Raw genomic sequence first — 13,633 nt, forward strand, 5'->3', positions numbered from 1 at the left:
GGAGAATTTAAATGGAGAAAGTATTGATTGGTATAGATAGTATAGAGAAAAATAATATAAAATTTTATTTAGATAAGGTACTAGACATAAATAAAGAAGATTTAAAGGTGATAGATATTTTAGATAATAGAGAGATTGAAAAGGATAGATATAATTTAGAAGCTATGGGAGAGCGGTATTTTTTAAAGTTAAGAGACGATATTGGATATTATTTTTATATAAAAAATAATAATATAATGTCAAATTATATATATATATATAGAAAGAGTGTCATATTAAATGAAAAATATATGTATATTGAGTTTTTAATGCCAAATGAAGAACATGAAGAGATATATGTAAAGGATGGTTTCTTATTAGGAAAAAAGATTGTTTCTAATGGAGGTAAATTAAATAAAGATAGAGGAATAGATATAGAAAAATCTTATTTTGTATTAGAAGATAGAGGTCAGGGAAAATTTAAAATGAATATTTACTTATATGGAAGAAATGGTGAAAAATTAGATGGTAATTATAAAATAAATATAAGTAAAAAAGGAGGAGAAGGTGAAAATTATATTTGAAAAATCTACAATAGATATATTAGAAGTAAAAGCTAAAAATCAATTTAGTATGGAGAATAGAGAAAGTGAGATAAAAAATATTAATGTAGAATGTAAAACATTAGAGTTAAAAGGGGAGTTTTTTACTAATATAGAAATAAATAAAGTTAAAAATATAATGTTAGAGAGTGATTTTAGATTATTAGAAAAGTCATTAAAGTTAAATGAAGATAATATTGATATAAAAATAATTTATAATCCAGGAAGTGATGTGAATATAGATATTTTGAATAAAGCAAAAATAGAGATTCTTAGAGGAGAAAGTAAGAAAAAATTATATATAAATAGTAATGATGATGTAGAAGTTTATGGTATTAGAAATCTAGATGATTCTTTTATAGGAATTAGATTAAATGGAGAGGGAAAGGTAAAAGTTGATAGAAGTGTTTATGAGATTGATTTTAAAGAGTCAAAAAATATTACTTTAGAATTTTATAATTTAGAAAGTTTACCTAATTTAAAAGGAATATTAGAGAATAAAATATTAAAAGTTATAGGTAGTGATGAAAATATTAAGGAGATTTTAGGAAAAGGAATTAGTATAGAAGAAATAGAGTTAGAGTATAATGTAGAATTTAAAAATGGAGTTGGAATGATAGAGATTAATAACAATTTTTTAGAGATAGATAATTTAAAGGTTAAAATAAAAGAAAATAAAGATTATGAACTAAAAAGGAAACTATAAAGAGGAATTAACATAATATATATTATAAAAAATAAAATAGAGGTGAATGATTATGTTAATTAAAATTAAAAGTTACTCATATACTGATGGAGCAATTTCTATAGCAATAACAAAGAATGATGGAAGTGGTTTAGGATTTCAAGCAAGTGATAAACCAGCAATAACTGCATTTAAATTACAAAAAATAGGTCAAACTGATTTAACTGATATTACTATAACATCAGTAGAGTTTCAAAGTGGATCACAGCCTACAAATTTTGATGGATTATTTAAAATACTTTTTTCAAAAACTAATGTAGCTGAAGGCGATGTATTAGTTTTAGGGGGGACAGATACAACACCAATTGCTCCTTTTGAAAGAATTTATAATACGGTAACAGTTGATGGTGGACTTGGAAAGATATTAGAAACAGATACAACAACAATAACTATGATTGCTCCAAATCATAACCATACAAATGCTAAAAATTATAATTTAGTTATAAATAACTTAACTGATAATGGAGAGGATTCCGCTACAATTGTAGTGCCATTAGAGGCAAATATAGTCGTTAATGGAACTCAGGTTGCAAGTGTAAAATTAACAAAAGTAACAAGTGGTAATACTTTTAATAAGGGTGATAAAATTAATTTTACAGTAACATTTCATAGTGACGTAGCAGGAACATCTCCAGCTTTAAACTTTGATGGAGATGTAACAGATTATTTAGCTATTGGGTTTGATTATAAAAGTTAAATGAAAAATTTTTTCTAGAGTTATTCTAAAGTGAGGATAACTCTTTTTAAAATTTGGAAATTGTTATAAAATGTAAGTGACGTAAATTTTAAAATAAAAGATTTTATTATTATAAAAAGGAGTCAAAAATGACAATAGTAGATGAGATAAAAAAGGAAGAATATAAGAAAAGTAAAAGTGATAAAATATTAGAAAAATATATTGAGGAGAATCCAATGGAGTGTATTTATAAGTCCATTACAGAAATTGCAAATGAAGTAAATATTGGTGAAGCAACTATAACAAGATTTGCAAGAAAGCTTGGTTTTACTGGATTTCAGGAGTTTAAGTTAACTCTTGCAAAAAAGATATCTAAATCGAAAAATACAAATATTATAAATACAACAATGCAGCAGAATGAGGAGATTGAGAAGTGGGCTAAAAAACTTTTAGAAGCAAATAAACTTTCTTTAGATAAGACTTTAAGTAATTTAAGTTTAGATAGCGTTGTACAGGTAAGGGAATTATTACTTAGAGCTAATAAGATTGTATTTTTTGGTATAGGAAATTCTGCAATAGCTGCAATGGATGCAAATTATAAGTTTATGAGAATTGGGTTAAATACAAATATAGCAAATGACAGTCATACTATGCTTATGATGACATCTCTTCTTAAGAGAAATGATGTAGTATTTTTAATTTCTCATACTGGTGAAACTAAGGAAATTCTAGAAATAGCAAAACTTGCAAAGGAAAATAGAGCAGATGTTATATCTATTACATCTAACAAAGATAATAAACTTATGGATATGTCAGATGTTAATTTAAATTATTTAAGTTTAGAAACTAAATTTGAAACAGGCTCTATTATGTCTAAACTTGCACAAACATTTTTAATAGAACTTACTTATGGAGAAGTAATAAAAGAGAATTATGAAGAGGCTATGGAAAACAAGATAAAAACTACTCATTCAATAGAAAGTAGAGATGAGGAAAATAAATAAAAATAGTTAAAATTATTAAGAATAATTAATCTTTTTTGTATTACTGAAACATAGTAAATACAAGGGCTACTATGATATAATAATCATATGAAATAAATAGATAACTAGAGCAAAAATGGTTTTGCTTTAGTTAATTTTTTGTGTTAAGGAATGGTTTTTGAGATGAAAATAAATGATATATTAAGTTTTGCATTAGATATTGGTGAAAATATGCTTAAATGTAATGCAGAAATAAATAGAGTTGAAGATACAGTTATTAGAATTTGTAAAAGCTATGGAGATGTTAAAGTTGATATATTTGCTATAAAAACATTAATTATAGCAACTATTAGAGATAAGGATGGAAATAGCTTTAGTGAAAATAGAAGAGTTTACTCAAGTGAGTTTAACTTAGAAAAATTAGAGGAACTTAATAGTATATCAAGATATATATGTCATAATAAGCCAGGTAAAAAAGAGATAAAAGAAAAATTAAAAGAATTTAAATTTTGTGATTTTGCAGGAAGAAAAAAGAACTTAATTGGTGGAATAATTGGATCTACCGGATTTTGTGTGTATTTTGGTGGAGGAATTAGAGACGTTATGGCTGTAGGAATTATAGCAATTATTTTCTTTTATATGAATAAATGTGGAAGTAAGTTTATTCCAAATCAAATAGTTTTTACAACATTACAGTCATTTATAATAGGATGTCTTGCAATTGTATCAGTAAAAATAGGAATTGGTGCGAATATCGATAAAATAATAATTGGAGGTGTTATGCTTGTAATTCCTGGAATGGCTATGGTTACAGGATTTAGAGATATGCTAAGTGGAGAGATTTTAGCAGGAACATTTAGACTTGTAGAAACTATGCTAATAACGTTGGGGATTACAGCAGGATTTGCATTAGCATTATATTTAGGAGGTGCAATGTAATTTATGAGTTATGTAGTAGAAATAGTATCATGCGTAGTTGGAGCATTTGGATATGCATTAATGTATAATGTAAAGAAAGATAAAATTGTAGCAGCAACGATAGGAGGTTTTTTTACTATTACAACGTATGTAATAGTAAGTAAAATATATAATAACATTTTATTTTCAACTACAATCGCATCAGGAGTAATAACAGTTTATTCAGAAATTTTAGCAAGAAAATTAAAAGCACCTGCAACAGTATTTTTACTTCCAGGAATTATTACATTAGCACCTGGGGGAGGATTATTTTATACAATGACAGGATTAATTACAGGAAATGAAGCTGAATTTCATTCATATGGATTAAGTACATTACAAACAACGGCAGGAATAGCAATTGGAGTAATAATTGCATCACTAGTATTCTATCATTTAAATAGAATTTTATATAGAAAAATGAAAAAAATTGAGTCTACTAAAAAATAGGTTCAATTTTTTTTATTAATTATATGTATAAAATTTGAATATAAAATGAATGGATGTTATCATTTTATAAGGGGAATATTAATAACTTAATGGAATTTAGTGATATGTTTTAAGGGGGAAGAATGAATAGTATAAAGGTGAGCATAATAATTCCGATATATAATACTGAGAAATATTTGAGAGAAACTATAAATTCAATATTAAATAATAGTTTTCAAGAGTTTGAAATTATATGTATAGATGATGGTTCAATAGATAGAAGTTTAGAAATTTTAAGTGAATTTAAAAAAATAGATAATAGAATAAGGGTTTATACTAAAGAAAATAATGGACCGAGTAAAACAAGAAACTTAGGTTTAGACAAAGCGATAGGAAAGTATATTGTTTTTATGGATTCAGATGATATTCTTCCAAAAGATTCTCTAATCAGTAGGTATGAAGCTATAGAAAAATCTAATAGTGATATTGTTATAGGTGGAACGAATAGATTTAATGAAGAGAAAGAGTGGCGCATGGAAAAGCATTATTTGGAAGAAGGAGAAAAGGATATTTCAAAGGATTTTAAGCTTTTAAGAAATTTAGGGCCATGTAACAAGATATATAAAAGCAGTATTTTAAGTGAAATAAGATTTAATGAAAACTTAAATTATGCAGAGGATGTATCTTTTGTATTAGAAGCCTTAGTAAAATCAAAAAAGATATATACCATAGATAAGTTAGTTTATAAATATAGAGATAGAAATGATTCTTTAACATCATATAGAGGAAGAGAAGAGGAGGTATTAGAAAACTCAATAGAAAGCTTGATTGAAACTTTTAAAATGTTGGATAGGATAGGAATAGATAAGAATAAAGAAAGTTTAAAGAAATATTATTTAGAAAGAGTAATAGATGTAGATATTTGGCCAGTATATAGAAGTAATATAAGTTCAAAAAAACGATATAAAATGAGCTTAAGTATCTTAAATATGCTTAAAAGATTAGATGAAAATATAATTAAAGATTCTAAGAAAGTAGAGATATTTATAGCGAAAAGTTTATATGAGAATTCTAATCTGTATATAAGAAGTGAAGAAAGGTTTAAAAGTGAGATAAAAAATAAGATAAAAGAAATTTATTGGAATAAAAACAATACTTTTGAAAAGACTATATTTAAGTTCTTAAAACAAGAGAAAAAAAGGTTACTATGTATTTATTTATTGAAAGAAAAGTTTAAAAGAATATTAGAAATATAAAATAAAAGGCATTTAGGAAAAAAGATTCTTAAATGCCTTTTATTATGACTTTTTAATTAATAAAAAGTCTAAAATTTAAATAAAAAATGAATAAAATTTTAAAATATGATATAATTTGAAAAGAAAAGATTAAAAAACTTATGTAATTTAAAAAGGGTAGGAGAGAAAATATGAAGAAAGTAAGCGTTATTATACCAGTATATAATGTTGAAGCTTATATAAAGGAAACCTTAGATTCATTATTTAACCAAACTTTAAAAGACTTTGAGGTGATTTTAATAGATGATGGGTCAACAGACAAGAGTAAGGAAATTATAGAGAATTATGTAAAGAATTTAGAAAATTTTAGATTAATTGAGCAAAAAAATGGAGGACCGAGTAAGGCTAGAAATAGAGGGATTTTAGAAGCTAAGGGTGAGTATATAGTTTTTATGGATTCAGATGATATTATTCCAATAGATTCTTTAGAGATGAGATATGATTTAGCAGTTAAAAAAAATGCCGAAGTGATAGTTTGCGGTACATATAAATATGATGGAAAAAATAAATGGCCTATGGAGAATCATTTTTTAAAAGAAGGGGAAAAAAATATAAGAGATAATTATGATTTATTATGGACTTTAGGACCATGCAATAAATTGTTTAAAACAAGTATTATATGTGATGTAGCTTTTCCACAAGATATTAAATATGCAGAGGATCAAGCTTTTGTAATGGAGGCTTTTTTAAGAGCTAATAAAGTTTATGCAACAAAAAATGTTGGATACTACTATAGAATGAGAAGTGAAGAAGGAGAGGCATCTTTAACAAATCAAATTCAAAGTAAAAGTGCAGAAGTATTAGAACAAGTAAAAAAATCCTGGGAGATTACTTGTGGTAATATTGAAAAATATTGTACAAATAAATTTACAGAAGAAAAGTTAAAGGTAGAATACTTTAATAGACTAGTGCTAGTTGATATTTGGCCACCATTAAAAAGGGCAATAATTTATGGTGATGAAAAGACTAAAATACAAGCTTTAAAGAATATAAAAAATTTAGTAGTAACATTAGAAAGTGAAGTATTTAATAAATCCTCAAGATTTAGATGGATACTAACACAGGGGATTGTTGATAAATACTTATTTATGAATAATAAAGTTAGAGATTGTTATGTAGAACTATTAATAGAAGCATATAAAAGATTTGATGTAAATAGTTTAAATTATCTACAAATACATTACGGAGATTTATATAAACATATTAAGAAAGCAGTTAAGAAGAAAAATAAAATATATTTATTTAGATATTTAGTAAAAAGAAAATTAAAAAAAATACCTAAAATTATAGAAAATATTTTAATTAAAAACTCAAAATATATGTTTAATATATTTAAATTATTACCTATAAAAAAGGAGTTAGTTATACTTGCAACTAATAAAAGTAAGGAATTATCAGGGAATCTATTATATATAAATAGGGAACTTGAGAAAAATGAAAAATATGAAGTGAGAGTATATTTAGATAATAATAGAGGATTTAAAGAAAGTTTAAAAATGTATAGAAATTTTGCTAGAGCAAAATATATTGTTTTAGATGATTATTATAGACAAATTTATGGATTAAAGTTTAAAAAAGAGGTCGAGGTTGTACAAGTATGGCATGCTTGTGGAGCTTTTAAAAAATTTGGATTTAGTGCTATAGGAAAAGCTGATAGTAATACTAAAGAGTTTGAATTAAATGCACATTCAGCATACACAAAAGTTATTACAAGTTCTAAAAATATAGTTAAAGAATATGCAGAAGCTTTTAATATTGATGAGAAAAACGTATTACCCTTAGGTGTTCCAAGGACAGATATTATGCTTGATGAAGAGTATAGAAGTTTTGTTAGAAGAGCGCTTCAAAGTGAATATCCGGAAATTAAAAACAAAAAAATTATTCTCTATGCACCAACGTTTAGAGGTGGGCCAAAAGAAAGAAAAAATTTTAAATTAGAACTTAATCCAACAGAACTTTTAAAGAATATAGGAGAAGATTATATTTTAATATTAAAGTTTCATCCAAGTGTTCAAAATGGATTGAAAGATGTTTTAATTCCAAAGGAATTAGAAAAGAGAGTGATAAACTTAGAAAGCAAAAAAGATATTAATGATTTAATAGCCATTTCGGAGATAGTAGTGACAGATTACTCATCTGTTGTATTTGAAGGGGCATTATTAGATAAGAAGATTATTATGTTTGCATATGATAAGGAAGAGTATTTAAGAGAAAGAGATTTTTATTATGAATATGATTCGTTTGTACCAGGAAAAATTGCAAAAACTAATGAAGATATAGTGGAAATAATTAATAGAGATGATTTTGATATGAATCGTATTAAAGAATTTAAAAGCAAATTTTTTGACCACTATGATGGACAAGCTTCTAAAAGACTTGTAGAAAATGTGTTTAATTAAACAGTGGAGGAAAGATATGCTAAAAACTATTTTAAAAGAAAATAAAGATAATTTAAAACAAACTATTCTTATTTCAAAGGTTGACTTAGTTAAGTTTTATAAAGGAACTGCTCTTGGGTATGCTTGGGCAGTTATAAGACCTATGGTTACAATTGGAGTATATTTATTTGCATTTACTTTTATCCGTGAAAGTAGTCAAATGGATGGATTTCCATATTTCTTATGGCTTATTGCAGGACTTACACCGTGGTTTTTCATGAGTGATGCTATTGTAGGAGGGGCTATGTCTATTAGAGCATATAGGCATTTTGTTACAAAGATAAAGTTTCCAGTTTCAACAATACCAACATTTACGATATTATCAAAATTATATGTGCAAGTAATGTTAATAGTATGTATAACAGTTATTTTTGCTGTATTTGGATTTTTCCCAGATATATATTATCTACAGTTTTTAGTATATATACCTTTAATGTATGTATTCTTTTTAGTTTTATCATGGAGTTTAGCTTCATTATCAGCTATAAGTAGAGACTTTGAAAATTTAGTTAAAGCTGCAATACAAGCAGTTCTTTGGATGTCACCTATTTTATGGAATATAGAAAGTGTAGGAAATCCACTTTTAAGATTTGTGTTAAAACTTAATCCAATTCATTTCTTTATTCAAGGATACAGAAATATATTTCTTTATAAAAGATGGTTTTTTGAAAGTCCATATATACTTTATTTATTAGTAGTGATAGTTATTTTAGGGATTATAGGAAGTCGTGTATATAAGAGAACGTATAAAGAGTTTACAGATGTGTTATAGGGGAGAGTTAAATGGGAGATTATGCGGTTAGATTTAAAAATTTAGTTAAAGAATATAAGCTTTATAAAAATGATAAAGATAGATTTAAAGATTTATTTTGGGGTAAAAGATATACTCCTTTTAAAGCAGTAGATAATTTAACATTAGACTTACCTAAAGGAGAGGTAATTGGCATTTTAGGTAAGAATGGATCAGGGAAAAGTACAATTTTAAAAATGGTAACTGGTGTTGTATATCCAACGTCAGGTCAAATTGAAGTAAATGGAAGAGTATCAGCACTTTTAGAACTTACAGCAGGATTTGATGGAGAACTTACAGGGAAAGAAAACATATATCTAAAGGGATATTCTATGGGAATGGATAAGAGTGGTGTTGAAGAAATTATTCATTCAATAATAGATTTTTCAGAACTTGGAGAATATATAAATCAACCTGTAAGAATGTATTCAAGTGGAATGAAAGCAAGACTTGGATTTGCAATAGCAGTAAATATAAATCCGGATATACTTGTAGTAGATGAAGCATTAGCTGTTGGAGATGAAATGTTTAGAGATAAGTGTTTAAAAAGAATGGATAAATTCAGAGATGAAGGAAAAACCATTCTTTTTGTATCACATTCATTACCTCAAATGAGAAACTTCTGTACAAAGGGAGCGTGGCTTTATAAAGGAAAACTTATAGATTATGGTGATATAGATGAAATAGCAAATCTTTATAAGCATTTTTTAAATGGTGTGGATATAAAGGATATTATAGAAAATAAACATAAGTATAAAGATTTAATAGAAATAAAACAAAGTCTTACAGACATAGAAATGAAAGAAGAGAAGATTAGCTTCAAAGGATATGTTTCATTAGAGCCACTAGGAAAAGAATATAAAATAGATAATATTTCTTTAGTTCAAGATGGAAAAAGCTTAAAGTTTAAAAATATTTTTGTAAAAAAAAATAAAGATGAAAAACTAAACAGATTAGATTATGATTTTAATTTATCATTTAAAGATATAGAAGATGGGGCATTTAATTTTGAAATTAATATAGATGTAAATGGAGAAAATTACAATAGGCAAGCTTGGTGCACAAGTAAGTTTGGTCAATTTGTAAATGATAAAGAAAGAGTAGAAGTAATAATAAAATCTAATAGATTAAAAATAAAACGTATGAAATAAAATAATGATAATTAGCTTAACAAGTTAGTTTAGCCTATAGATAAAGGACTTTTTCAATTTTGAAAAAGTCCTTTTATCTAATTAAAAAAAATTTATTAAAAAGTAATAGATACTTTATTGTAAAATATTGCAAAAAAAGAGTGGGTAATATATAATGAAAATGTCAAAAAGTTTAGAAAAAGAGGAGTATAAAAACATTAATATAAAAATATCTTTATATTAGTATTTTATGGAAAAAGCAAATTCACCAATAACAAAATAGGGGGAAACTTTATGAATAGGAATAAGTTAAATGTAATTGTGAAAGGTGCAGTTGTAGCAGTTGGAATTTCTATATTTTCTACTTGTGGAAATGGAATAGTAGTGGAAGCAAGAGAAGATAATGAGATTAGAGTAAGTGAAAATGTTTTGAATGATGAAGAGAATATGATGGTGTTATCTTCAAGAAATATTATAGGAAATACAACTGTTTCTGTAGAAACTATGGAAAAGTGGGCTAGAAAAAAAGGGGCAACTAATACATTTATTTCTTTAGCTAAAAAGTATGTAAATCTTTCTAAAGCACATGGAGGAGTTAATCCTGTAATTGCATATGCACAATCAGCAGTTGAGACTGGATATGGTAAGTTTGGGGGAGTTTTAAATGAAAGTTATAGAAATCCTTGTGGACTTAAGACAAAAGATGGTGGAAGCAATACAGATCCAAATGCACATCAAAGGTTTGATTCATGGGATGATGGAGTAAGTGCACATTTAGATCATTTAGCACTTTATGCAGGAGCAGCAGGATATCCAAGAAAAGATACAAAGGATCCAAGGCATTTTTCAAGTATTTTTGGAAAAGCTAAAACTATAGAAGCATTATCAGGAACATGGGCAACTGATACAAAGTATGGACCTAAAATTACTAAATTAGTTAACGAGATTGAAGAGTTAGGAGGAGCTGTAACGCCACCAGTAGAACCACCAAAACCGATAGATCCTCCAGTAATACCACCAGTTGTTTCAGAGAGAATGGGAATTGTAACGGCAAGTGCTTTAAATGTAAGACAAGGTATGGGAACAAATACAAAGGTTATGGGTTCTTTAAAGAGAGGAGCAAAAGTAACTATTGTAGAAACAAAGAATGGTTGGCATAAGATAAAATATGGTACAGGCTATGGATATGTAAGCGCAGATTATATAAATGTTAGTGGTGGTGCTACAAATCCAGAACCATCAAAGCCAACACCTCCACCAATAGTAAGTGGAAGTAAAGAGGGGGTAGTAACAGCAAGTGCTTTAAATATAAGGCAAGGTATGGGGACAAATACAAAGGTTATAGGTTCATTAAAAAAAGGAACTAAAATAATTATAGTAGAGACAAAGAATGGTTGGCATAAAATAAAGCATGGAAGTTCATATGGATATGTGAGTGATGATTATGTAACAATAATAGGAACCGATTCAGGAAATTCAGGTGCAGAGAAAAGTGGAACAGTAACAGCAAGTGCTCTAAATGTAAGATCAGGAATGGGAACAAATACAAAAGTTGTAGGTTCATTAAAAAGAGGAAGTAAAGTAATTATTGTAGAAACGAGAAATGGTTGGCATAAGATAAAATATGGAAATTCATATGGATATGTAAGTGCAGATTATATTAGATAGTTAAGAGTTAGAAATTAAAAATTAAGTGACTTGCAAGCAAGTCTAGGAAAAAAACTTGCTTTGGCAAGTTTTTTTATTTAATTCTAAATTATTAAATTTAAATTACTAACGTAATATGATAGAATGAAAGGGATTTGATTAAATTAAAGTAGAAGAAAGAGGATTTATGAATGAGTAATGAGATATTTAAGGATATTTTAGAGAATTTTGATTTTAAAGGGGTTTGTGTTTGTAAGGAATGTCATAATGTCGGTAATATAAATGACACTACTATGGTAACTTATAATGACAATGGTCAAGAAGTAAAGTATGTAGTGCAAAGGATTAATCATAATATTTTTACTGATGTCCATAGTTTAATGAATAATATTGTAAAAGTTACTACACATATTTCTAATAAAGTATTAGAGAATGGTGGAGATGTAACTCGTGAATCTTTAAATTTAATTAAGACTAAGAGTGGAGCTTATTACTTTAAAACTGACAAGGGAAATTATTATAGAGCTTTTGAATTTATTTATAATGCTAGAACTTTTATGAAGGTTGAAAGTGAGAAACATATTTATGAAGCTGGAAAAGCTTTAGGAAAGTTTCAAAAATATTTAGGCGATTTTAATGTAGATGAACTTTTTGAAGTTATACAAGATTTTCATAATACACCTAAAAGATATAAAGCGTTTATAGAAGCAGTTAATGAAAATAAGGCAAATAGAGCTTTATCAGTAAAGGCAGAAATTGATTTTATAAGAGAAAGAGAAAATGAATTAAGTAAGCTTGTAGATTTATGTGAAAAGGGAGAAATTCCAATTAGAGTAACTCATAATGATACAAAGTTTAATAATATAATGATAGATGAAAGTACAGGAGAAGCAGTTTGTGTCATTGATCTAGATACAGTAATGCCAGGACTTTCACTTTATGATTTTGGTGATGCTATAAGATCAGGATGTAGTACTGCTGAAGAGGATGAAAAGGATTTAGAAAAAGTAACTATAGATATGGTTCTTTATGAAAACTTCCTAAAAGGAATTTTAGAAGAATGTGGATATACCTTGACTAAGGTAGAAAAGGAAAATATATCTTTTTCAGCTAAACTTATAACTATAGAGCTTGCAATGAGATTTTTAACTGATTACTTAAATGGCGATGAATATTTCAAAGTAGATTATGAAGAGCATAATTTAGTTAGAACTAGAAATCAGTTAAAACTTGCAAGTGAAATTGAAAAAAAATTAAATGTCTAAGAAATTAAGCTTCCTTATGAGGAGGCTTTTTTTATTTCGCATATATATTTGAAAATATTAGTAATGATATTAATATTTAGAAGAAGATGGATGGAAATTGTATTAATGGTAATTATGAACGTAGAGATATTTTTTTAAGGAATTTTTTGGATTTATAAATATATATTTTTTAAATTCTGTTAGGAAGATGTTTATTTTATGTATAATAAAAGAATAATTTTAAAAAAATAAATCTAAAGAGTAAAAAAAAAATCTAAATATTGAAAAAACATTTTGTGGAATATACTATTGATAAGTAACAAAAAATAGAAAAAATATAATAAGGAATTATATTTTTATATTTATATTTAAAATTTAAGAGGAGGATGTGTTAGATGGAAAAAACAGAAGAGGGTCTAAAAAGGGGCCTAAAAGAAAGACATATTAGCATGATAGCACTTGGAGGCGCGATTGGAACAGGGATATTCCTTGCAATGGGAGACAGTATACATACAGCTGGTGTTGGTGGGGCATTAGTTGCCTATGGTGCTATTGGAATAATGGTATATTTTTTGATAACAAGTTTAGGAGAAATGGCAACATTCATGCCTATTTCAGGATCTTTTGGAGTTTATGCAACTGAATTTGTTGATCCAGCATTTGGATTCGCGATGGGATGGAATTATTGGTATAACTGGGCAATAACAATTGCAACAGA

13 protein-coding genes are annotated in these 13,633 nt (G+C 26.8%); all 13 read left to right on the top strand.

The annotated features are described in order from the left end of the window. Positions 1-11: 11 nt before the first annotated feature. Positions 12-563, top strand: coding sequence for a hypothetical protein (locus ACRDDY_RS08105; protein ID WP_438564446.1), 552 nt, complete (start codon positions 12-14; stop codon positions 561-563). After that, positions 547-1,287 carry a hypothetical protein gene (locus ACRDDY_RS08110; RefSeq protein WP_438564447.1) on the top strand — a complete coding sequence of 247 codons (741 nt, stop codon included), beginning with the start codon at positions 547-549 and terminating at the stop codon, positions 1,285-1,287. Before ACRDDY_RS08105 ends, ACRDDY_RS08110 begins: the two co-directional genes overlap by 17 nt. 52 nt (positions 1,288-1,339) lie before the next feature. Next, a complete protein-coding gene (locus tag ACRDDY_RS08115) occupies positions 1,340-2,023 on the top strand; it encodes a hypothetical protein (protein WP_438564448.1) in 684 nt (227 codons plus the stop codon). 128 nt (positions 2,024-2,151) lie between these two features. After that, positions 2,152-3,006, top strand: a complete 855-nt coding sequence (locus tag ACRDDY_RS08120) for a MurR/RpiR family transcriptional regulator (RefSeq protein ID WP_438564449.1) — start codon at positions 2,152-2,154, stop codon at positions 3,004-3,006. A 162-nt stretch (positions 3,007-3,168) separates the two neighbouring features. Next, on the top strand, positions 3,169-3,924 hold the full coding sequence (locus ACRDDY_RS08125; protein ID WP_438564450.1) for a threonine/serine ThrE exporter family protein: 756 nt from the start codon (positions 3,169-3,171) through the stop codon (positions 3,922-3,924). Between the two features lie 3 nt (positions 3,925-3,927). Next, a complete protein-coding gene (locus tag ACRDDY_RS08130; protein ID WP_438564451.1) occupies positions 3,928-4,392 on the top strand; it encodes a threonine/serine exporter family protein in 465 nt (154 codons plus the stop codon). Between the two features lie 122 nt (positions 4,393-4,514). Next, positions 4,515-5,627, top strand: a complete 1,113-nt coding sequence (locus ACRDDY_RS08135; RefSeq protein WP_438564452.1) for a glycosyltransferase family 2 protein — start codon at positions 4,515-4,517, stop codon at positions 5,625-5,627. A 170-nt stretch (positions 5,628-5,797) separates the two neighbouring features. Next, entirely contained in the window at positions 5,798-8,065 is a 2,268-nt protein-coding gene (locus ACRDDY_RS08140) for a bifunctional glycosyltransferase/CDP-glycerol:glycerophosphate glycerophosphotransferase (protein ID WP_438564453.1), read from the top strand. Positions 8,066-8,081: 16 nt separating this feature from the next. Continuing rightward, positions 8,082-8,876 carry an ABC transporter permease gene (locus tag ACRDDY_RS08145; protein ID WP_438564454.1) on the top strand — a complete coding sequence of 265 codons (795 nt, stop codon included), beginning with the start codon at positions 8,082-8,084 and terminating at the stop codon, positions 8,874-8,876. An 11-nt stretch (positions 8,877-8,887) separates the two neighbouring features. Next, positions 8,888-10,045 carry an ABC transporter ATP-binding protein gene (locus ACRDDY_RS08150; RefSeq protein ID WP_438564455.1) on the top strand — a complete coding sequence of 386 codons (1,158 nt, stop codon included), beginning with the start codon at positions 8,888-8,890 and terminating at the stop codon, positions 10,043-10,045. Between the two features lie 273 nt (positions 10,046-10,318). After that, positions 10,319-11,692, top strand: coding sequence for an SH3 domain-containing protein (locus tag ACRDDY_RS08155; protein WP_438564456.1), 1,374 nt, complete (start codon positions 10,319-10,321; stop codon positions 11,690-11,692). A gap of 170 nt (positions 11,693-11,862) precedes the next feature. Beyond that, the gene (locus ACRDDY_RS08160; RefSeq protein WP_438564457.1) at positions 11,863-12,936 is read left to right on the top strand and encodes a phosphotransferase enzyme family protein; all 1,074 of its coding nucleotides are present in this window, start codon (positions 11,863-11,865) and stop codon (positions 12,934-12,936) included. A 374-nt stretch (positions 12,937-13,310) separates the two neighbouring features. Continuing rightward, positions 13,311-13,633, top strand: a 323-nt coding sequence (locus ACRDDY_RS08165) for an amino acid permease (protein ID WP_438564458.1), incomplete at its 3' end; no start/stop codon positions are given.

Source organism: Clostridium sp. (genome assembly GCF_051656525.1).
In the GTDB taxonomy this organism is placed as follows: Bacteria; Bacillota; Clostridia; order Clostridiales; family Clostridiaceae; genus Clostridium.